We start from the raw sequence: 21115 nt of genomic DNA on the forward strand, positions 1-21115 counted from the left end.
GCGCCCGGCGCACAGTAACTCAGGCCGTGGCCGAAGCCACAGCAGGGGTACGACGACCAGCCGGGCGAGCCAGCCCGTAGTGGTCCCGCAGCGTCGTCCCGGTGTACTCGGTCCGGAACAGCCCACGCTTCTGCAGGATCGGCACCACTTGGTCGACGAACGCGCTCAGCCCCGACGGCAGTACGGCGGGCATGATGTTGAACCCGTCGGCCGCGTCGGCGTCGAACCACTCCTGGATCGCATCCGCGACCTGTTCCGGCGTACCGCTGAAGGTTCGGTGCCCGCGGCCACCGCCCAGCCGGCCGATCAGCTCGCGTACGGTCAACTTCTCCCGGCGTGCCAGCGTCACGATCAGGGTGTAGCGGCTCTTCGCACCCTCGATCTCGTCCTCGTCCGGCAGGTCGGCCGGCAACTGCTGGTCGAACGGCAGGTCCTCCGGCGCGACCCGCAGCGTCCGCGCCAACTGCAACCGCGCGTACTCGGGCCGGATCAACGAGTCCAGCTCCTGCTCGAGCCGCAACGCCTCCTCGACCGTCCCGCCGATCACCGGCACGATCCCTGGCAGGATCAGCACGGTCGACGGATCACGACCGAGCGCCGCGGCCCGCGACTTCAGGTCGCGATAGAACGCCTGCGCGTCCTCCAGCGTCTGCTGCGCGGTGAAGACGGCTTCGGCGTACCGAGCGGCCAGACCCTTGCCGTCCTCCGACGAGCCGGCCTGGACGATCAAGGGGTGTCCCTGTGGCGACCGCGGCAGGTTGAGCGGTCCACGGACCTGGAAGTGACGGCCGACGTGGTCGATCGGGACCACTCGGTCGTTCACCGCCCACACCCCTGACGCCTTGTCGGCGATCGGAGCGTCGTCCTGCCACGAGTCCCACAGTTTGTAGGCGACCTCGAGGAACTCCGCGGCACGGTCGTACCGCTCGGCATGGGCCGGCTGGTCGGCCAGGTTGAAGTTCTTCGCCGCTTCCGGACCGGCGGTGGTGACCACGTTCCAGCCCGCGCGCCCGCCGCTGACGTGGTCGACGCTGGCGAACCGTCGCGCCAGGTTGAACGGCTCGTTGTACGTCGTCGACGCGGTGGCGATCAGCCCGATCCGGGACGTCGCAGCCGCCAGAGCGGTCAACAACACGGTCGGTTCCAGCGAGCCCGCCGGACGCCGGCCGACGTCGCCGAACAGCACCGGCGAGTCGGCGAAGAACACCGAGTCGAACTTCCCGCGTTCCGCGATCTGCGCCAGCGACCGGTAGTGCTCAACATCGGTGTTGGCGAACGGATTGCTCTCCGGCAACCGCCACGACGCCTCGTGGTGCCCGGTGCTCATCAGGAACGCATTCAGATGCAACTGCCTACTCACAACGAGACTCCCAACGCATCCAGCAACCGAGTACGGATCAAGGCGAACCCCGGGTCGGCCGGGCTGCGCGGTGTGCTCAACGAGATCAGCTCTTCGGCGACCAGGCGGCCCTCGTCGAGCACGATCACCCGGTCGGCCAGCACGATCGCCTCGTCCACGTCATGTGTCACCAGCAGTACGGCGGGTTGATGCGCAGCGCACAGCTTCCGCAGCAACACATGCATCTTCAACCGGGTGAGCGCATCCAGCGCGCCGAACGGCTCGTCCGCGAGCAGCAGTTCCGGCTCACGCACCAGGGACCGCGCCAGGGCGACCCGCTGCTGCTCACCACCGGACAACTCGTTCGGCCAGGCGTTCTCACGACCTGCCAGACCGACTTCCTCGAGACTCTGCCGGCCGCGCTCGTAAGCGCCGCCCAGTCCAAGGACGACGTTGTCCAACACCCTTGCCCACGGCAACAACCGCGAGTCCTGGAAGACGACGGACACATTCGCCGGTACGACGAGCTCGCCCGACCCGTCGACACCCGAGTCCAGCCCGGCCAGCGCCCGCAGCAACGTGCTCTTGCCGGAACCACTCTTCCCGAGCAGCGCAACGAACTCCCCGGGCGCGATATCCAGGTCGACCCCGTCCAGAACGGCGCGGTCGTCGTACCGCCGTACCAGGTCCCGGACCTGGACGGCGGCGGTTAAGAGTCCAGAGTGCGGCGCCATGACAGGGCCTTCCTTTGGATCAGGCGGACGGCACCGTCGGAGAGGAGGCCCAGGACGCCGTACAGGACGAGGCCGACGATGATGATGTCGGTCTGTCCGTAAGTGCGGGCCAGTTCCATCATGTAGCCGATACCGCTGGTGGAGTTGATCTGCTCGACGACGACCAGCGACAGCCAGGCGCCGGTGACGGCGAACCGCAGGCCGAGCAGGAAGCCGGGCAGCGCACCCGGCAGGACCACCCGGCGGATGAAGTCCCACCGGGACAACCCGACGGTCTGGGCGAGCTCGACGTACCGCGCGTCGATGGTGCGCAGGCCGTTGTGGGTGTGGATGTAGATCGGTACGAACACCCCGAGCAGGATGGTGACGATCTTCATCGACTCCCCGATGCCGAGCCACAGGATCAGCAGCGGCAGCAACGCCAGCGACGGGATCGCCCGCTTGATCTGGATCGGCCCGTCCAGGACCGCCTCGCCGAGCCGGGACAGTCCCGAGATCAGCGCGAGTACGACGCCCAGCACGATGCCGAGGCCGAGTCCGATGAACGCCCGCTGGGTGGAGGTCCACAGGTTCGACTGCAGCCTGCCGTCGGCGATCAGGTCACCGGCCGTGGTGACCACGGTCCAGGGCGCCGAGAGCACCCGTGGGTCGAGCCAGCCGGTGGCCGACCCGATGCTCCAGATCACCAGCAGCAGGACCGGTCCGATGAATGCGCCGAACCTGATCGGCTTACCCGGTCCGAGCCGACGTCGTCGTACGACGGGCCGCCCGGCGACCTGCTGGGTGCGTAGCCCGGGCAGGGTGGTGGCACTCATTTCGCGGCTCCCTTGATCGCGTCGGCGGCGACGGTCTGGAAGCGCAGGTCGTAGAGGTCCTTCGCCTGGATCACCGGGTTGCCGGTCTCCTTGGCGAGCAGCTCGATCGTCTCCTGCTGACGCTGGATCGCGGCACTCCAGTCGGCGCTGATGTCCGGGTGACCGGCGTTCTCGACCAGCCATTGACCGTCCGCCTCGGTGAGGCCCTGGTCCTTCACGTAGTACCCGGCGATCCATTCCTTGGGGTGCTTGTCGATCCAGTCCTGGGCGACACCCCAGGCGGCGACGTACGCCCGGATCGCGGCGGCCTTGCCCGGGTCCTCGAGTGACTCGGTCGCCACGTAGAGGTGGCCGGCGTCGTCGCGCAGACCGTGGTCGATCGTGGTGGCGCCGTCCTTCCCGTACTTGCCCAGGTATCGCTTGATCTGGACGCCGCCGATCGGCGCGACCTCGACCTGCTTGCCGGCCAGGGCCTGCGCGTACACGTCACCGGTGCTGGGCAGCTCGACCAGTTTGACGTCCTCCTTGGTCAGGCCGGCCTTCTTCAGCACCTTGAGGACGAGTGCGCCCTGCGCCTGCCCCGGGCTGTAGGCGATCTTCTTGCCGCGCAGGTCGCCGAGCGTCTTGACCGTCGTCCCCGGTGCGATACCGAGCTCGTAGATCGGATGGTTCAGCGCGTCCTGCCGGAACTTGGAGGCGACGATCTTCACGTGCAACCCGGTCCAGGTGGCGTGGATCGGTGGGATCTCCGCGACCGAGCCGACGTCGAGCGCCTTGGCCCGGAACGCCTCGGTGGTCTGCGGTCCGCCGCTCAGGTTGGCGAACTGGACGAACTTCGACACCTTGTCGATCTGTCCGGACAGCTCCAGCGCCTTCTGCGTGGTGGGATCGCCGACGACGATCTTGGCGCCGTCCGGCACGGTGGTCGGCAGCGGGGCGTCGAGGGCGAGCTTCGCGGCGCCACTGCCGCCGGCTTGGGCGTCACCGCCACAGCCGGCCACCAGTGCGGCGGTGGCGACTGCTGCGGCGAGTACGGCGTACGTGCGAGTCCTAAACATGATGTGCTTTCGGGTGAGGAGTGGCGGTGGCGTAGCGGCCGTCGTGGTAGAGCAACGGCTCGTGCTCACGTCGTTCGGAGTGGGTGGTGAGGCGGGCGACGACCAGGTAGTGGTCGCCGACGGCGAAGCGGTGCTCGACCTGGGCGCGCAGGAAGCTCGGCGCCTCGTCGAGAACCGGCTCACCGGTGCGGAGCCTCGACCAGCGGGTCGGCTCGGCGAACCGGTCGATGCCACTGGTGGCGAACCGGCCGGCGATGGCCTGCTGGTCGGCGGACAGGAAGTTGATCACCAGGCTGTCGACCGTGCTGACGGTCGGCCAGCTGGACGCGCTGGTGGCGATCGCGAACGAGACCAGCGGCGGCAGCAGGCTGACCGAGACCAGTGAGGTGGCGGTGAACCCGGCCGGGCCGTGGCCGGCGTCCGCGGTGATCACCACGACACCGGCGGCGTGGCGACGGAAGACGGACCGGTAGACGTCGGCGTCGACGGCTCGCTCCTCCAGGTGGTCGGGAACGACCTCCAGCCGGTCGGGTACGACGGACAAGGCGGGACGGTTCAGGGCAGGAACAGACATGTCTCTCCCTCGGAATCGGGGCAGGGACGACCGGTAGTGGGCAGCAGGAAGCACCACGACCGGGCGGGTGTGGGAGGCGGCTCAGAAAGGCCTCGTACGGCGGATGCCCGCCGAAGCAACGCGGATCGGCGCAGCCGTCACCGACAGGTGGCGCTCGCCGTCCGCAGGAGATCGATGACGCGACGGCGGGTCAGCAAGGTCGTCGTCATGTCAACGACTCTCTCATCAATGTCGACTCAATAACTAGACAATCTCGGGATCTGGGACAGCCGTCCGAAAATGACCGCTGGCTGGAACGACACGCGGCCGGGTTGCCCTCACACGACCGAGCGTGCGTGCGTTCTACTGACGTGATGGCTTTGGAGAAGGTCTCGTTGCCGCCGTTCCAGGCGCTGGTCGACGCGCACTGGCGGGACGTGGCGCGGTTGGCGCGGGCGCTGGCCGGACCGGTGGACGGCGACGACGTGGCCCAGCGCGCCTGGGAGAAGGCCTTCGCCGCCTACCCCGAGCTCACCTCGGCGAAGAACCTCCGTAGCTGGCTCCTGACCATCACCGCCCGATGCGCCACCGACCTGCACCGGGCGCGCAGACCACAGAGCCCGCTCGACGAAGCTCCGCCGGTGGCCGTCGACGGCCCGGACGCCAACGCTTGGCCGGATCCAGACCTCTGGCAAGCCGTCAACGAGCTACCCGAACGCCAACGCTTCGCCATCACGCTCAAATACGTCGGCGACCTGGACCACCACGGCGTGGCCGCCGCCCTGGACACAACGCCTGCCGCGTCGCGGCGACTCGTCAGCGACGCGCTTGCGACCTTGCGCACCAAACTCGGAGTACAACCATGACTGACCTCGAGAGCCGGCTGGCCCGGCTCACCGCACCAGACCTCAAACCACCGGTCTTCCCGACCGCCGACGTCGCCTACACCCTGCACGAGACCCCGATCGGCACCCTGCTGCTCGCGGTCGCGAACGGCCGCGTCGTGGCCAGCTCCTTCGGCGACGAGGAGACCATGACCAACCGCCTCGCCAAGGCCGTCTCCCCTCGCGTACTACGGCTGCCTCAAGCGCTGGACGACGTACGACGGCAACTGGACGAGTATCTGGCCGGTCGACGGCACGCGTTCGAGCTTGAGGTGGACCTCGCACTGGCGACGCCGTTCCAGCGACTCGTGCTGACCGACCTGCCGAGTCACACGAGTTACGGGCGTACGACGACGTACGGGCAACTCGCCGGTGAGATCCACAAGCCCAAGGCGGCCCGTGCCGTCGGTACGGCGCTCGGCGCGAACCCGGTGTGCGTCGTCCTGCCGTGCCACCGGGTGATCGGCTCCAGCGGAGCGCTCACCGGATACGCCGGCGGGCTCGAAGCGAAGCGATTCCTGCTCAATCTGGAATCGAAAAGCTGAGTTTTCCCGCCGTCCCGAGAATGGTTTTACACTGAACAGACAAAGGAGCAGATCCCCAGTGTGGAGTGGGGATCTGCTCCTTCTTTCGCCTTACCTGCAAGGGATCCGGGCCGGTGACAATTTTCCGGAAATGCTTTCAGGTCAAGAATCTGATGTGTCAGCTATTCGCGGGTTGGTGGATCTCCAGGATGAGGCGGCGGCGACCGCCCCAGTCGCGTTTGTAGACCTTGTAGTCCTCGATACCGGCGGCCGTGCAGAGGCGGCCGTAGCTGATCTCGTCGTGGATGAAGTGCACGCTGCTGGCGCCGAAGTGCTCGGTGGTGACGATCCGGTGCTCCGGTCCCTGGCGCATGCCGTTGGCGATCTCGGCGGCCGTCGCCGGACCCCAGACCGGGCCCTCGATGATCGCCACGCCGCCCGGCTTCAGCACCCGGGAGATCTCGCAGATGGTGGAGATCTGCTCGTCCTCGGCGAACAGTTCGTGGAACGCGGTCCACAGGCAGATGACCGCGTCGAACGCGTCCCATTTGTACGGCAGGTCCGTCATCGACCCGATCGCCCAGTCGATGGACAGCTCTTCCTCGGCCGCCTTCGCCTTCCCCGCCTCGATCAGGTTCGGCGAGATGTCGAGCGCGCGCACGACCTTGCCGGCCCGGCGCAGCGGCAGCGCCACCCGCCCGTACCCGCAGCACAGGTCGAGCACCGACTCACGGTCGCCGATGAGCTCTTCGACGGCCTTCACGATCGCCGCGTCCCGCTCGGGCGTGGTACGCGCGGCCAGCCCGTCGGCCCCGAGTTCCGCGTACTCGGCCCGGCTGCGCAGTGCGGAGTTCAGCATTGCGCAAGTATCCCGGTTACTCCGGGTCAGTTGTCCAGCGGTTGGCGGTGACCGATTCGGCCGAGTACTACGGCGGCCAGCATCGAGACGACGATCGACGTATACGTCGCGCCGAGCCAGCCGGGGACGGGCCGGCCGTCGAAGATCCGCTGCTGGAGGTCGACCCAGAACGGCGACCAGCCGGACACCGTACCGGGGTTGACGAGCTGGTAGGCGACGAAGCCGATCAGCCAGGCGACGGCCGGTTGCCAGCGGAAGCGCGCCGTACCGGAGACGTCCCAGTTCATCTTGCTGACCACGAAGAAGTCGGCGATCGCGACCGCGAACAGCGGGATGAAGACCGAACCGATCAGGTAGAGGAACTGCGTGTAGTTGCCCAGGTCAACCATCAGCGCGAGACCGGTGGCGATGACCCCGATGGCGACCGAGATCCAGCGCCGGTCGATGTGCCCGATCAGGTTGTGCGCGGCCATCGTGGTCGAGTAGACGTTCGCGTACGCCTCGTCGACCTCGTCCACCAGCAGCACGAACAACGCGATCGCACCGGCCGGCAACGTGACGAGTGCGGTGATCACATCCGTGCTGTTGGTCTGCAAGGTCGCGACCGCGAACACACCCAGGGCGTAGTACACGATCGCCGCGATCCCGTAGCCGAGGGCCGATCCGGCGAACGCGGCCTTGTTGGTACGAGAGTGCCGGGTGTAGTCGGCGGCCAGCGGCGCGAACGACACCACGCCCGCGGCGGCCAGGTCGACCGCCGGCCAGAAGCCGAAGACGCCGTCCTGCGGCAGATCCTGCACCGGCTTGCTGAGCACCTGGACGAACAGGTACACCGACGCGATCAGCACCAGCCAGACCATGAACTTCCGCAGCAGTCTCACACTGCCGAGCGGCCGGACCGCCATCACCGTCGCGATCACCCCGGCCAGTACGACGAACAGCCAGCGCCACCGCTCACTCGTCACCGCGACCGCGGCCTGGGAGATGACGATGATCTCCATCGTCGCCCAGCCGACGTTCTGCGCGATGTTCAGTACGGTCGGCGCCATCGAGCCGCGCCGGCCGAACAGTCCGCGCAGACACGCCATCGCCGGTGCTCCGGTGTGCGAGCCGAACACGGCCGCGCCGCCGAGCACCAGCGCACCGATCCCGCAGCCGACCACGACCGCGAGCAGGCCTTGTGCCAGTGAGCCCGTGTACGCCGCGACCAGCGCACCGGTGACCGGGCCGAACAGTGAGATGCCGAGGTTCCCCCAGAGGGTGAACTGGTCGAAGAAGCCGAGAGTCCGTGGCGCGTCCGTGGTGAGGACGAGCGGCGCTTCGTTGTGTGCAGGACGAACAGCAGTACTGGTCATGGTGACCCGCTCCCTACGCCGGCATTACCCGGTCAGGTTCAGGCGGTCGGCGACCCGGCGTCGCCCTCTCAGCCCGCGCGTGGTGCGAGCTCCCGCAGAGGTTGTTACCGCGTCAACGATAGCGCTTCACGGCCGGCCCGGCGCAGCCGCTGCCCGCTGGATGAGCGAGGCGAGCTCTGGGCCGTTGGTCAGCACCGGCATGTGCGAGCCGGTCGCCAGGGTCCGTGCCTCACCGTGAGTGAGCTCTGCGAGCCGGTCTGTCCACTCGGCCGGCGACAACTTGTCATGCCTGCACCGCACGATCACCACCGGCGCCTTGACCCGGGTGATGATCCGGGCCAGGTCGTGGCGCCTGGCCGCTTCCGCCGCACGGGCGATCGAGGCGAACGTCGTACGCGCGTATTGCGGGGCTAGGGCCGGGATCAGCCGCGGTGATTCCGGCACAGCCGATGCGAGCCAGCGGCCCGCGAGATCCAGCCAACTCGAGGCTTTGACGTCTCCGGTCGGACCGATGAGGACCAGCGCGTGGACGAGTTCGGGGTAGGCGACCGCGGTCTCCACGACGATCTGGCAGCCGGCCGAGTGCCCGACGAGTACCGATCTCTCCCGGATCTGGTCGGCTACCGCCGTACCCAGGGCTTGGGGTCGCAGGTCGTCGCCGGGCTCGGCCGGCTCGCCGTACCCGGGGAGAGTGATGATCCGGTACGGCGTGGTGAGGTGCTCGACCGTGGGTGCGTACGACTTCGGCCCGAGGCCGAGGCCCGGAACCAGGACGATCGGGATGCTCACTCCCAGGGCGCGCGGGCCGGCGGGGCCTGGACGACCGGGTTGCCGACGGGCGGCTTGAGTTCGCGGTACCCGAGGAAGAAGCCCAGCGCGAGGATCAGCAGGCCGAGACCGCCCCAGCCGTACGCCGTGGGCAGCCGATCGAGCGAGTCGTCGATGGCACCCATGCCGGTCGACAGGACCATCACGGCCCAGATCACGATCGGGATCAGCGCCACCCCGACCAGGAGCAGACCGCCGACCTCGACCGGATCGAGTTCACGGCCGACCCTGCGCCGGGCCAGGACGTCGCGCGCCCACATCGCGATCGCGGCCGCACCGACCAGGAGCATCAGCAACTGGCCGATCGTGTCGATCACGTCCGTGCGGAGCGGGTGGTTCAGCGCCGAACCGGGTGCCTGGGAGATCTCGCGCAGGGCGACCCGCTGGATCGAGAGCACGAGGAGGCCGTAGACGGCGGCGATGATCGCGGCGAGCAGTACGACGCGGGCCGCACGGGGGTCACGGGGTGCGACGGGTTGTTCCCGCCCGTACTGCGGGAGCTCGTGCTGCTGTGGATGCGCGGGGGTGCCGTAGGGGCTGCCGGGGCGGTAGTTGGGCGGCTGGGTGTACGCGCCAGGTGGTGCTTGAGGTGGTGGGGTGCCGTAGGGCTGGGGTTGTGCGTACGGGCCCGGCTGGGGCTGCGCATGCGGCCCGGAGCCGTAGGTGCCGCCGCCGTACGGAGCAGGCGGGGCGTAGTGCTGCTCCTCGGCCGGCTGCTCCGGCTGCTCGTCCCGGCCGTACGTCGGGAAATCCTGTGACGACATCGCTGCTCCCTCCCCTCGTCTTCAGCTTCTCACGAACGAGGGTTTTGCTCAGGTCGCCTTGATCGTCGGCCAGGCGTTCGGAAGGCAGCCGCCGAGCCCCTTGGTCTGCTGCATCATGACCGGCGCGGGGGTCTTTGCCTGGGAGCAGGTGGAGTGACCGTGGCCGAGCGCGTGCCCGACCTCGTGGTTGACCAGGTAGCTGCGGTAGAGCGTGACGTTCCCCGAGTACGCCGGGACCGCGAACATCCAGCGCTTCGCGTTCAGTACGACACGGTCCTCGACCCGGCAGGAGACCTCACCACCGGTGTCGAGCGGCAGACACAGCTTGTCGGTCAGGGTCGGCGTGGCCAGGATGATGCGCAGATCGGCGTCGACCTTGTCAGTCCGCTCGAAGTTCACCGGGTGGATCGCCTGCCAACCACGCCCGTCGGTCAGCGTCTTGTGGATGGCCGCCGCCACCGCATCCCCGTTGACCGAGAGCCCCTGCTCGATCTCGACCCGATACGTCAGCTTGTCGCGTACGCCGGTCGCCTTGTTGAACCCCGGTACGACGGCGAGCTTGCCGCTGGAGACCGAATAGTTCGGCTTCGAGCCCTTCGGCGCGCGGGTCAGAGTCGGTGCCGGACGCAACGGCGTGGTGAACTTCTGCGTCGGCGTCGCCACCGGCGTCGGACTCGGCGTGACGAACGGCACCTCAGTCGCCGACGCGGCCACTCCCGCCACCACCTCAGCCGCCAGACTCCGCCGGTTCGTCGCATCCGGATGCATCACCATCACCGTCCCCAGCACGGCCAACGCCGTCACCGAGAACCACTGAACTTTGTGCGACTTCTTCCGGCTATGCCGCCCACCCCGCCGCTTCTGGGCAGGCACATCCGCCCGCTCGCCAGTCCGCCGGGTGGTCATGACGATTCACCCTACCCACCCAGCCACCCCTCCCGAAAGGCCACCTACATGCCATCCCTCACAACGGGTCGTTCAGGGCACTCCGTGCAAACCGACAGGACGTATACGCCCACTGCCGGTCAGTGCGCGCCTGAGTCCACCGGGTATCCGGCTCGATCGCCGGACACCTCCTGTTGAACTGCACCAATCACGCGTGGGTTGGTCAGGCTGTGCGGGTGCGGAGGAATTTGCCGAAGTGGGGGACGGTGAAGGCGACAGTGCCGCGTTCGGCGGAGAAGACGAGGCCTTTTTTGATCAGGCCGTCGCGGGCTGGGGAGAGGGACTGGGGTTTGCGGTTGAGGGTGCTGGCGACTTCGGCGGTGGGGACGGATCCGTCGTCGACGCCGATGCCGAGTTCGGCCATTGCGCGCATGTATTCGCGTTCGGCCGGGGTGGCGCGCTCGTAGCGGGAGCCGAAGAAGCCGACGGTGAGTTCAGCGGAGGCTTCCGGGGCTGCGACGGCGACGTCCTTGATGGTGATCGGGGAGGTCGGGGCGTGGTCCCAGGTGGCGTGCGCGAAGGCCTGGACGAAGTACGGGTAGCCGTCGGTCTGTGCGTACAGTTCGTCGAGCGCCTCGTCGTCGTACCGGACGCCCTCGCTCTCGGCCGGGATCATCAGCGCGCGGTCGCAGGCGTCGCGGGCGAGGCGGTCGACGCGGATGTAGCGGAAGAGTCGCTCGGAGTAGGACTTGCTGGCGGACAGTACGGCTGGTAGATGCGGCAGGCCGGCACCGACAACGACGAGCGGTGCGCTTTGCTGCGAGATCTCATGGCAGGCGGCGCACAAAGCGGAGAGGTCATCGGGACTGATGTCCTGCATCTCGTCGATGAAGAGCCCGACCCCGACAGACAGGTCCCCGGCGAGATCGGCCGCGTCGGTGAACAGCTCGATCAGGTCCATCTCCAGGTCACCGGAGTCGGCCCGGCCCTTCGCCGCGGCCACGTCGACCGGCGGGTGCCAGCGGATGCCCTTGCGGTCGTTCGCCGCGGTCCGCAGCGCGAACGCCTTCAGTACGGCGCTGAATTGGTCGACCCGCTCGTCGTCGCGGTGTCGGTGGCCGAGCTCGCGCATCGCGGTGTGCATCGCCTGCGCGATCGGCAGCCGGATGCTCTGGTCCGGTCGGGCCTCGATCTTCCCGGTACCCCAGGCGCGCTTGATCGCCTGGCTCCGCAAGGTGTTCAGCAACACCGTCTTACCCACACCCCGGAGCCCGCTCAGCACCAGACTCCGCTCCGGCCTGCCTGCCGCGACTCGCTCGAGCACCACCTCGAACTGCCGCACCTCGGTGTCGCGTCCGGCCAGCTCAGGCGGCCGCTGACCGGCGCCGGGCGCATAGGGATTCCGGATCGGATCCATGCTGTCACTGTATGAGCCCGTCTAGCGTTTTCCTTAGATTTCGCTATCCATCGGGAGAGCGTGTCGCGTCAGCATTCTCTACAGCTTTCTAGCATCAGCGCTAGATTCCTCTAGACGCGTCTAGCCAGCACAAGCACTATCGTCAGGCCATGGTTGGGCAGTGGGCTGTGCAGGCGGGGGCGCTGTATGAACGGGTGCATCAGCAGTACGTCGGGGGTGCCCGGAAGCTGGAAGCGTTGATCAATGAGTTGATCGGCGAGGAAGAGGGCATCAACTATCTGACCGCGACGGCCCGGGCCAAGGATCCGGAGTCGTTCCTGTCCAAAGCCTCGAAACCGCATCCGGACGATCCGAGCCGACCGAAGTACGACGATCCGCTGAACCAGATCACCGACCTGGTCGCGGCCCGGGTGATCACCTTCCTGGTCGAGGCGGTGGACCGGGTCTGCGAGGTGATCGAGGCCGAGTTCGAGATCGTCGAGCACACCGACATGGGTGCGCACACCCGGGCGCAGGGTGTGTTCGGGTACGCGAGCAAGCACTACCTGGTCCGGCTGAACGCGCATCGCCGGGAGCTGCCGGAGTACGCCGTACTGAAGAACCTCACCATGGAGATCCAGGTGCGTACGGCGGTCCAGCACGCGTGGGCCGAGTTCGAGCACGACATCCGGTACAAGCTGGACATCCCGCCGGAACGCAAGCCGGAGTTCGACCGGCGGTTCCTGCTCGCGGCGGCGTTGATGGAGCTGGCGGACAACGAGTTCACCGAGATCGACCGGCTGTACCGCGAGCTCGCCGCGACCGAGCCGGACAAGACTCCGCGTGACCTCACGACCGCGACGCTGACGTCGTACCTGACCCGGCGCTACCCGGACGCCCCGCACGCGAAGACGAACCACTACGCCTGGATCCTCAGTGTTCTCGCCCGTCTCGGCGTGACCACCGAGGAGCAACTCACCGATCTGCTGGCCGGCATCGACAGCTCCGCGGTCCAGGCCGCGATGACCCATCGCTTCCCGGCCGGCACGGTACGACGGCTCGACGACGACCTGCTCGCCGCGAAAGGTACGGCGTACATCGACCTGTTCCCCGACGAGGAGCGTCGCCAGAAGATCCTCCGCGGTCGCCTGAAAGCCCTCGCCCGCGCCGGGATCACCGAGTCTTGACGAGATCCTCGGCGACAGCGGCAGCGGTACGGCGTGCCCACGCGCCGGTCGTGATCAGGCCGAGGATCAACACCAGCAATCCACAGCCCGCGATGATGTACCAGCACAGCTGAGCCGCGTCGACGAACCCGGTCTCCAGCGGACCGACCAACCGTGCCGTCAACACGGTCCCGGCGATCGCGACGCCGAGCGATGCGCCGACCTGCCGACTCGTCGACGCGATCGCAGCCGCGACACCGGCCTGGGACCGCGGCATCCCGGACACCGCCGCGTTCGTGATCGGCGCGTTCAGCATCCCGAAACCGAGCCCGAAGACCAGATAACCAGCGAGCAACACGAGCGTCGGAGTGTCCAGTGAGAGCTGCGACAGGACCAGCCCGGACACGGTGAGCATGCCCCCGGCAACCACCAGCGGCAGCCGCGGTCCGCGATGCCCGACCAGCCACCCGGACAACGGCGCGAACACCACCGTCATCGCGGCCATCGGCAACGTCAGCAATCCGGCATGCAACGCCGAGAACCCGCGAACCGACTGCAAATACAGGGAATTGAGGAACAGGAACCCAGACAACGCCGAGAAGCCCGCGACCGCGATCAGCGTCGCCCCCGAGAACGGCGCACTCCGGAAGAACCGCGGCTCCAGCAACGGCTCCTCCCGCCGCCGCTCGTACGCCACCAGACTCACCAGCGAGCCCACGGCCAGTACGAAACACCCGATGATCAGCGGCGACGTCCACCCGGCCCGCTCGCCCTCGATGATCCCGTACGTCAGCCCACCGAGCAGCAGCACGACCAGCACCTGCCCGACCAGATCGATCCGGCGCGGCACCGCCGCTCGTGACTCGGGCACGAAGAAGACAGTCAGCAGTACGGCGGCCAACGCGACCGGCACGTTGATCCAGAAGATGAACTGCCATCCCACCGTGTCGACCAGCGCCCCGCCGACCACTGGGCCGACGGCCAGGCTGAGCCCGACCACACCACCCCAGACCCCGATCGCCTGAGCGCGCTCGCGCGGATCGGTGAAGGTGTTGGTGATGATCGACATCGCGACCGGGTTGAGCATCGACCCGCCGACCGCCTGCAGCATCCGGAACACGATCAGCATGTCGACGGTCGGCGCGAACCCGCACAGCAGCGACCCGATCCCGAACAGCACGAGCCCGGCCTGGAACGTCCGCCGCCGCCCGACCCGGTCCGCGGTCGAGCCGGACACCATCAGCAGGCTGGCCAGCACCAGCGTGTAGGCGTCGATGGTCCACTGCAGTTTGGAGACGTCCGCGTCCAGGTCGGCCCGGATGGCCGGCAGCGCGAGGTTCACGATGGTGGAGTCGAGCCCGACGATGAACAGGCTGAAACAGCAGATGCCGAGGATCAGCAACCGCCGCCTGCGCGTCAGCTCCTCCACCCGGCTCCCCTCGAATCGTCGTACTTGAAGACTGTACAACCGATGGAAATGCGGCCTGGACCACAGACCGAAAACCCTTTGAGGACTGTCGGTGGCCCCACCTAGGCTTGATCCATTCGCCTGGTCAGGTGTTCAAACCCTTCTATGCCTCTTGTGAGACGTCATGTCGCTGCGCCTCATTCCGTTCGCCGACCCGGGTGTGCCGGACACTCGGTCCGGTCTCCGACTCATTATCTGGCTGGAGCACCAGCAGCTCCGCGGTCAAGCGATCGCACTCTTCTGGGGTCTCCTCTACTTCGGCGGTATCGCCGCCGCTCCGATCGCGGTCGGTCTGGCCGTCCAGGCCGTGATCGACCTGTCCTGGCCCAAGCTCTTCCTGGCGGGCGGTCTGCTGCTCGCCTTCGGCGCGGCGAAAGCCGGCGCCGACTCGTACTTCCACCGCGCCGTGGTGACCAACTGGATCAGTACGGCGTCGCGCCTGCAGCAACTGCTGTTCCGCAAGGCCGCGGAGCTGGGTTCGCTGCTGACCCGGCGGATCGCCGCCGGTGAGGTCGTCGCCGTGAGCAGCGGCGACGTGGAGAAGATCGGCTGGTTCGTCGAGGTGCTCGGCCGGTTCGCGGCTGCCCTGCTGACCTGTTTCGCCGTGGTGATCGGGCTGCTCTTCTACGAGCCGCAACTCGGTCTGGTGGTCGCTGTCGCCGTACCGGTGCTGGCGTTCTCGATCGTGCCGCTGATGGGTCCCGCGGAGCGTCGCGCCGACGCACAGCGGGCCAAGGGCGGCCGGGCCACCGAGCTGGCCGCGGACACCGTCGCCGGTCTGCGGGTGCTGCGTGGCATCGGCGGTGAGCAGCTGTTCCTGGACCGCTATCGCTCGGCCTCGCAGGAGTACCGGGCCAGCGCGGTCCGCAGTGCCCGGATGTGGTCGCTGATCGCGGCCCTCCAGGTGCTGCTGTTCGGTCTGTTCCTGGTCGTCATCGTGTGGCTCGGTGTCGGGCTGGTGATGTCGAACCGGATCACGGTCGGTGAGCTCGTCACGACGTACGGGTTCATCACCTTCATGCTGGTGCCGCTGCACACGTTCGAGGAGACGGCGAGCGCGTTCATCTTCTCCAAGGTGTCGGCGCGCCGGGCCGCTCGGGTGCTGTCGCTCCAGCGGACCGACGAGAACAAGGGCACCGCTGAGGCACAGCTGCCGGACGGTGACCTGCTCGACCCGATCTCCGGGCTGCACGTGCCGGCCGGGAGTTTCACCGCGGTCGTCAGCGGCGACCCGGACGCGGGTGGTCTGCTCGCCGACCGGTTGGGCGGGCACAGCCCGGCTGCCGAGGACGACCAGGCCTCAGTGCTCCTCGACGGGGTCGCACTGGACGACATCCCGTTGGAGTCCGCGCGGACCGTCGTACTGGTGCAGGACAAGGACCCGGTGCTGCTGTCCGGGACGGTGCGGGAGCTGTTCGACGTGCCGGCGAGTGGTGCGGTGTCTCCGGAGATAGCACTCGAGGCGGCGCAGTGCGCGGACATTCTCGACGTACTGCGTCAGTCGCTGCCGGCTGGTGAGTCGGACCCGATGCGGGCCGTGCTGACCGAGCGCGGGCGGTCCCTGTCCGGTGGGCAGCGGCAGCGGGTGGCACTGGCCCGTTCGCTGTACGTCGACCCGCCGGTGCTGGTCCTGGACGAGCCGACCAGTGCGGTCGACGCACACACCGAGGCGCGGATCGCGGACGGTCTACGGCTGCTGCGGTCCGGCCGGACCACTGTGGTGTTCACGTCCAGCCCGCTGATGCTGGACCGGGCGGAGCGAGTCGTGTTCGTGCCGGACGGCCGGGTCGATGCCGTCGGCACCCACCACGAGCTGGTGCACACCAACCCGCGCTACCGCGCGGTGGTCACCCGTGAAGACGAGCCAACTTTCGAGGAGTCGGCGTGAAGCGCCCTCAGTACGACCCGGCAGCGCCGCAGGAAGCGGCGCGGCTGCCGGTAGCGGGCAGCGCCACAGTGCGCGCCTATCTGAAAACACTGTTCCGCCGACATCGCCGCGCGTTCGCCTGGCTGACCTTGGTGAACGCGGTGGCGGCGCTGAGCGGCATGGTCGGGCCCTGGCTGCTCGGCAACGTGGTGGAGAAGCTCTCGCAGGGAGAGCGCGATGTCGACCTGCCGTACGTCGTCATCGGGTTCGTCTGCGCGCTGCTCGTCCAGACCGTGTTCGTCCGGCTCACCCGCCTGCGCGGTGCTGTGCTGGGTGAGGAGATGCTGGCCGACCTGCGGGAGGACTTCCTGGTCCGCGCGGTCGGACTGCCTCCGGGTGTGCTGGAGCGGGCCGGCACGGGTGACCTGCTGTCCCGGATCACCACCGATGTCGACCGGCTCTCGCACGCCATGCGAGACGCCGTACCGCAGCTGACCATCGCGATCATCTGGGCGTCGCTGCTGATCGGCGCGCTCATCGTCACCGCGCCGGAGCTGGCGGTGGCCGTGGTGATCGCGGCACCGATCCTGATCATCGGCGGCCGCTGGTACTTCCGCCGCGCGCCATCGGCGTACCGGTCGGAAGCGGCCGGGTACGCGGCGGTGGCCTCGGGGCTGGCCGAGACCGTCGACGCCGGCCGGACCGTGGAGTCGCACCGGCTCGGTGGTCGCCGGATCAAGCTGGGCGACACCCGGATCGGCCAGTGGGTCGCGTGGGAGCGGTACACGCTCTACCTGCGGATGGTCCTGTTCCCGGTGATCAACATGACCCACACGGTCGCACTGGCCGCGGTGCTGATGATCGGTGGCGGTTTCGCCATCCAGGGCTGGCTCACGGTCGGTGCACTCACCACGGGTGCGCTGTACATCCAGATGCTGGTCGAGCCGGTCAACATGATGATCCGCTGGTACGACGAGCTCCAGATCGCCCAGGTCTCGCTGGCCCGACTGGTTGGAGTCCGTGAGGTCGAGGCGGATGCGGCAGCCGAGCAGGCCGAGCCCGAAGGCCGGACTGTGCTGGCTGACGAGGTGCGGTTCGGCTATCTGGAAGGCCGCGACGTGCTGCACGGCGTCACACTGACTGTCCAGCCGGGTGCTCGGGTTGCGCTCGTTGGCCCTTCTGGAGCAGGGAAATCGACGCTGGGCCGGTTGCTGGCAGGCATCTACTCACCGCGGGTCGGTGACATCACCTTGGGTGGTGCCGCCCTCGACAAGATGTCGGCCGAGCAGGTCCGGAGCCACGTTGCCCTGGTCAACCAGGAGCACCACGTGTTCGTGGGCAGCGTGCGGGACAATCTGCGGTTGGCAAGGCCGGAAGCCTCCGACGCCGAGCTGTGGACCGCACTGCGTGCTGTCGACGCCCACGCGTGGGTGGCCGGCTTCGACAACGGGCTGGACGCCGAGGTGGGCTCCGGTGGGATCTCACTGACTCCTGCCCAGGCACAGCAAGTCGCACTGGCCCGGCTGGTGCTGGCGGACCCGCACACCCTGGTCCTGGACGAGGCGACCTCGTTGATGGACCCGCGTGCCGCGCGGCACCTGGAGAGGTCGCTGGCCGGCGTGCTGAAGGGCAGGACCGTAGTGGCGATCGCCCACCGCCTGCACACCGCACACGACGCGGACGTGATCGCGGTAGTGGAGGACGGCAAGATCGTCGAGCTGGGCGGCCACGACGAGCTGGTCGACGCCCAGGGCGCCTACGCAGCGCTCTGGAACTCCTGGCACGGCGACCGCTGACACCTGGTGGGGCAGACCGACGGGTCTGCCCCACCACTAGGTCGTGTCTGATGGTCCCGCGCCGTCGCGAGCAGGTGCCGAGTGCCGCGCAGTAGGCGGGGGACCATCAGACACGGCCTCGTCATGTGAGGATGCAAATGTGCTGCTGACGACGTTGCTCTCGTTGCCCACCACCATGGCCCTCGATGTGAATGACGAGGGCCGCCTGCTGGTCCTGTACGACGGGACCGGCACCCGCCAGGTCAACGAGGTGGCACCCGACGGCACCTGGCGAGCACTCACCGAGCTGGACGAGCGCTGCCGCAACGCACTCTTCGTCCCCGGCAGCCGGAAGGTCGTCGTCGAACACGACAGCGGCGGCAACGAACGCGGCCAGCTGTCCATCCTCGACCTGGACGAACCACTCACCCTCACCCCGCTGGTCCACGACCTCGCGTTCAAGCACAACCTGGTCGAGGCCAAGGCCGATCGCGTCCTGTTCACCACCAACCGGCGCAACGGCGTCGACTTCGACCTGGTCGCCCACGACCTCTCCACCGGCGTCGAGTCCGTCCTGTACGACGGTGGCGGCTGGCCAATGGCGGTCAACCCGTCGCCGGACGGCAAGTGGGTCGTACTGTCACTCGCCAGCGCCCCGGCCAACTCGATCCAGCTGGTGCTCGTCGACACGACAACCCGGTCCGTCACCGAACTCACGCCGTACGACGCTCACAACGACCAGACTGCGGTGTCCTGGCTGCCGGGTTCCTCCGGGTTCGTCGTGGCGACCAACGCGGACCGGGATCGGATGGCGCTACGGCAGTACGACGTGGCCGAGGGGGCCTGGTCAGACCTGCTGGTGGACGACGAGCACGACCTGGCCGGCTGGGTCTGCCCGGACGCCGAGCACCTGCTGGTCGCGGTGATCGACGACGGCCTGGTTCCACTGTCCTTGCACAAGCTGGAGGACGGCGCACTGGTCGCACAGCTCGACCTGCCCCCGCTCGGCTGCGCGGCACGGGCCGTGATGATGCCGGACCCGATCTGGTCGTCGGACGGCGCGTTCGCCCTGCTCACGTACCAATCTCCGGTTGAGCCTCCAACCGTCTACCGCTACACGCTGGCGACTGGTGAAGTCGTCGCGATGCGACCGCCGGAGATGCCTGAGGTGCCCGCCGAGGTGAGTCACCCGGAGAGCCACCGAGTGCCGTCGTTCGACGGTGAGCAGGTGCCGGTCTTTGTCTTCCGGCCGACCGGGACCGACCTCGGGTCCACGGTGATCCACATCCACGGCGGTCCTGAAGGTGCGGCCATGCGCGGCTGGCACCCAGTGATCTCCGGACTCGCGGCGGCCGGCCACACCGTCGTCGTACCGAATGTTCGGGGCTCAGCGGCGTACGGGAAACGCTGGTACTCGCTGGACGACCGGGAGCTGCGGCTGGACTCGGTGAAGGACCTGGCCGCGATCCACGCGTGGCTGCCGTCGATCGGGTGCGATCCCTCGCGAGCTGTGCTGTGGGGTGGCTCGTACGGCGGTTACATGGTGCTGGCCGGGTTGGCCTTCCAGCCGTCGCTGTGGGCAGCCGGTGTGGACATCGTGGGCATCGCGTCGCTGGTGACGTTCCTGGAGAACACCTCGGACTACCGGCGGGCAACGCGGGAGCGGGAGTACGGGTACCTCGCGACCGACCGGGTGTTCCTGGAGTCGGCGAGCCCGTTGAGCCGCGTCGACGACATGCGGGCACCACTGCTGGTCATCCACGGCGCCAACGACCCACGCGTGCCGCTGTCGGAGGCCGAGCAGATCACCGACGCCCTGGCCAAGCGCGGCGTGCCGTGCCAGCTCCTGGTCTACCCGGACGAGGGTCACGGCCTCGCGAAGCTGACGAACAAGCTCGACGCATACCCACAGGCCCTGGCCTTTCTCCGCGAGCACCTCAGCTGAACAGCGGCGTGAGGGTTCCCGCAGTCGCGTCCAACCGGACAGGCAGCCCAAGCGGTACGGCGAGGTTCACGTCCTCATGTCCGATCGCTGCACCCTCCACCATCGGCAGACCGAGTGGCTCTAGTCGATCGTGCACCACCGCGCTCACCAACCCGGAGTCGTCCGCACCGCTGAAGTCGCCGATCACCAGTCCCGTGACTCCGGCGAACCAACCGGACCGCAGCAGCTGGGTCAGCAGCCGGTCCACCCGATACGCGTCCTCGCTGACGTCCTCCACCACAACGACCCCGGTCGGCGGCGCGTAGGTCGGTGTACCGATGCTTGCCGCGAGCAAGGCCAAGTTGCCACCCCGGAGTGGTCCTTCCGCGACCCCTCCCACCACCGTGCGGGCTCCCGCCGGAGCAAGTAGGTCTGTGACTGCGGAGGGCTCGAACAGCAGGTCGTGCAGGCGGTGCCGGCCAACTGACGCACCCATCTGCTCAACAGCGGCAACCATCGGTCCGTGGATCGTGACCAGTCCGCGTGCGTTCAACGGCTCGTGCAGCGCAGTGATGTCGCTGAACCCGATGAACCACTTCGGCACAGCCGCCAGCTCGTCGAAGTCGACGTACTCGAGCATCCGCTGCACGCCGTACCCACCGCGTGCGCAGAACACGGCCGCAAAGCTGGGGTCGAGCCATGCGTTCCGCAGGTCCTCAGCCCGAGCCTTGTCGTCCGCAGCCAGGTAGGTCAGCCGGTCGTGACCGGCCAGCACCGACGGCAGCACCTCGACCTCGAGGCCCCACTCCTTGAGGTACTCCGTTCCAACCGCAAGCCGCGCCGCCCGCACCGGACCGGACGGCGCCACCACAGCCACCCGATCCCCCGCCACCAACCGCTCTGGCACCATCACGCCAAGCA

General features: G+C 68.1%; 19 protein-coding genes and 1 riboswitch. Of the genes, 6 read left to right on the forward strand and 13 right to left on the reverse strand.

The genetic code is table 11. The annotated features are described in order from the left end of the window. Nucleotides 1-19: 19 nt before the first annotated feature. From V9K99_RS03920 to V9K99_RS03940, 5 genes are read right to left on the reverse strand one after another with little or no spacing between them, the layout of a single operon-like run. Nucleotides 20-1360 (reverse strand): LLM class flavin-dependent oxidoreductase, encoded by a 1341-nt coding sequence (locus tag V9K99_RS03920; protein ID WP_337010898.1) that lies wholly within the window; start codon nucleotides 1358-1360, stop codon nucleotides 20-22. Next, nucleotides 1357-2073 carry an ABC transporter ATP-binding protein gene (locus V9K99_RS03925; RefSeq protein ID WP_337010900.1) on the reverse strand — a complete coding sequence of 239 codons (717 nt, stop codon included), beginning with the start codon at nucleotides 2071-2073 and terminating at the stop codon, nucleotides 1357-1359. The genes V9K99_RS03920 and V9K99_RS03925 overlap by 4 nt, the downstream gene beginning before the upstream one ends. Next, nucleotides 2049-2888: an ABC transporter permease gene (locus tag V9K99_RS03930; protein WP_337010902.1), complete on the reverse strand. Its 840-nt coding sequence runs from the start codon at nucleotides 2886-2888 to the stop codon at nucleotides 2049-2051. Before V9K99_RS03930 ends, V9K99_RS03925 begins: the two co-directional genes overlap by 25 nt. Beyond that, the gene (locus tag V9K99_RS03935) at nucleotides 2885-3946 is read right to left on the reverse strand and encodes an ABC transporter substrate-binding protein (RefSeq protein ID WP_337010904.1); all 1062 of its coding nucleotides are present in this window, start codon (nucleotides 3944-3946) and stop codon (nucleotides 2885-2887) included. Before V9K99_RS03935 ends, V9K99_RS03930 begins: the two co-directional genes overlap by 4 nt. Further along, nucleotides 3939-4520: a flavin reductase family protein gene (locus V9K99_RS03940; RefSeq protein WP_337010906.1), complete on the reverse strand. Its 582-nt coding sequence runs from the start codon at nucleotides 4518-4520 to the stop codon at nucleotides 3939-3941. The genes V9K99_RS03935 and V9K99_RS03940 overlap by 8 nt, the downstream gene beginning before the upstream one ends. A gap of 353 nt (nucleotides 4521-4873) precedes the next feature. On the opposite strand from V9K99_RS03940, the gene V9K99_RS03945 reads away from it, so the two are divergent. Together V9K99_RS03945 and V9K99_RS03950 are read left to right on the forward strand one after the other, a co-directional pair. Continuing rightward, a complete protein-coding gene (locus tag V9K99_RS03945; RefSeq protein ID WP_337010908.1) occupies nucleotides 4874-5365 on the forward strand; it encodes an RNA polymerase sigma factor in 492 nt (163 codons plus the stop codon). Then, nucleotides 5362-5928, forward strand: coding sequence for a methylated-DNA--[protein]-cysteine S-methyltransferase (locus V9K99_RS03950; RefSeq protein ID WP_337010910.1), 567 nt, complete (start codon nucleotides 5362-5364; stop codon nucleotides 5926-5928). Before V9K99_RS03945 ends, V9K99_RS03950 begins: the two co-directional genes overlap by 4 nt. Before the next feature lie 157 nt (nucleotides 5929-6085). On the opposite strand, the gene V9K99_RS03955 is transcribed toward V9K99_RS03950, so the two are convergent. The 6 genes from V9K99_RS03955 to V9K99_RS03980 all read right to left on the reverse strand — a co-directional run bounded on the left by V9K99_RS03955 (nucleotide 6086) and on the right by V9K99_RS03980 (nucleotide 12015). Next, nucleotides 6086-6766: a class I SAM-dependent methyltransferase gene (locus V9K99_RS03955; protein ID WP_337010912.1), complete on the reverse strand. Its 681-nt coding sequence runs from the start codon at nucleotides 6764-6766 to the stop codon at nucleotides 6086-6088. 26 nt (nucleotides 6767-6792) lie between these two features. Further along, a complete protein-coding gene (locus V9K99_RS03960) occupies nucleotides 6793-8121 on the reverse strand; it encodes a purine-cytosine permease family protein (RefSeq protein ID WP_337010914.1) in 1329 nt (442 codons plus the stop codon). Further along, a riboswitch (TPP riboswitch) is annotated at nucleotides 8115-8227 on the reverse strand. (Overlaps the previous gene by 7 nt.) A 20-nt stretch (nucleotides 8228-8247) precedes the next feature. Next, entirely contained in the window at nucleotides 8248-8910 is a 663-nt protein-coding gene (locus V9K99_RS03965; protein WP_337010916.1) for an alpha/beta fold hydrolase, read from the reverse strand. Continuing rightward, complete coding sequence (locus tag V9K99_RS03970) at nucleotides 8907-9713, reverse strand: hypothetical protein (RefSeq protein WP_337010918.1); 807 nt, start codon at nucleotides 9711-9713, stop codon at nucleotides 8907-8909. The genes V9K99_RS03965 and V9K99_RS03970 overlap by 4 nt, the downstream gene beginning before the upstream one ends. A gap of 48 nt (nucleotides 9714-9761) precedes the next feature. Beyond that, complete coding sequence (locus V9K99_RS03975) at nucleotides 9762-10619, reverse strand: DUF3152 domain-containing protein (RefSeq protein ID WP_337010921.1); 858 nt, start codon at nucleotides 10617-10619, stop codon at nucleotides 9762-9764. 202 nt (nucleotides 10620-10821) lie between these two features. Beyond that, complete coding sequence (locus V9K99_RS03980) at nucleotides 10822-12015, reverse strand: ATP-binding protein (protein WP_337010923.1); 1194 nt, start codon at nucleotides 12013-12015, stop codon at nucleotides 10822-10824. Between the two features lie 149 nt (nucleotides 12016-12164). Between V9K99_RS03980 and V9K99_RS03985 the strand changes: the two genes are divergently transcribed. After that, the gene (locus V9K99_RS03985; protein ID WP_337010925.1) at nucleotides 12165-13181 is read left to right on the forward strand and encodes a GTP pyrophosphokinase; all 1017 of its coding nucleotides are present in this window, start codon (nucleotides 12165-12167) and stop codon (nucleotides 13179-13181) included. On the opposite strand, the gene V9K99_RS03990 is transcribed toward V9K99_RS03985, so the two are convergent. Continuing rightward, nucleotides 13168-14589 (reverse strand): MFS transporter, encoded by a 1422-nt coding sequence (locus tag V9K99_RS03990; protein ID WP_337010927.1) that lies wholly within the window; start codon nucleotides 14587-14589, stop codon nucleotides 13168-13170. The genes V9K99_RS03985 and V9K99_RS03990 overlap by 14 nt on opposite strands. A gap of 163 nt (nucleotides 14590-14752) precedes the next feature. On the opposite strand from V9K99_RS03990, the gene V9K99_RS03995 reads away from it, so the two are divergent. The 3 genes from V9K99_RS03995 (at nucleotide 14753) to V9K99_RS04005 (ending at nucleotide 20215) form a co-directional block, all read left to right on the forward strand. Then, nucleotides 14753-16516, forward strand: coding sequence for an ABC transporter ATP-binding protein (locus V9K99_RS03995; protein WP_337010930.1), 1764 nt, complete (start codon nucleotides 14753-14755; stop codon nucleotides 16514-16516). Beyond that, nucleotides 16513-18291, forward strand: a complete 1779-nt coding sequence (locus V9K99_RS04000; protein WP_337010932.1) for an ABC transporter ATP-binding protein — start codon at nucleotides 16513-16515, stop codon at nucleotides 18289-18291. The genes V9K99_RS03995 and V9K99_RS04000 overlap by 4 nt, the downstream gene beginning before the upstream one ends. 139 nt (nucleotides 18292-18430) lie before the next feature. Continuing rightward, nucleotides 18431-20215 (forward strand): S9 family peptidase, encoded by a 1785-nt coding sequence (locus V9K99_RS04005; protein ID WP_337010934.1) that lies wholly within the window; start codon nucleotides 18431-18433, stop codon nucleotides 20213-20215. On the opposite strand, the gene V9K99_RS04010 is transcribed toward V9K99_RS04005, so the two are convergent. Next, on the reverse strand, nucleotides 20208-21104 hold the full coding sequence (locus V9K99_RS04010) for a S66 peptidase family protein (protein ID WP_337010948.1): 897 nt from the start codon (nucleotides 21102-21104) through the stop codon (nucleotides 20208-20210). The genes V9K99_RS04005 and V9K99_RS04010 overlap by 8 nt on opposite strands. Nucleotides 21105-21115: the final 11 nt, after the last annotated feature.

Origin of the sequence: Kribbella sp. CCNWLW201 (genome assembly GCF_037203805.1) — a bacterium.
Taxonomy (GTDB): Bacteria; Actinomycetota; Actinomycetes; order Propionibacteriales; family Kribbellaceae; genus Kribbella.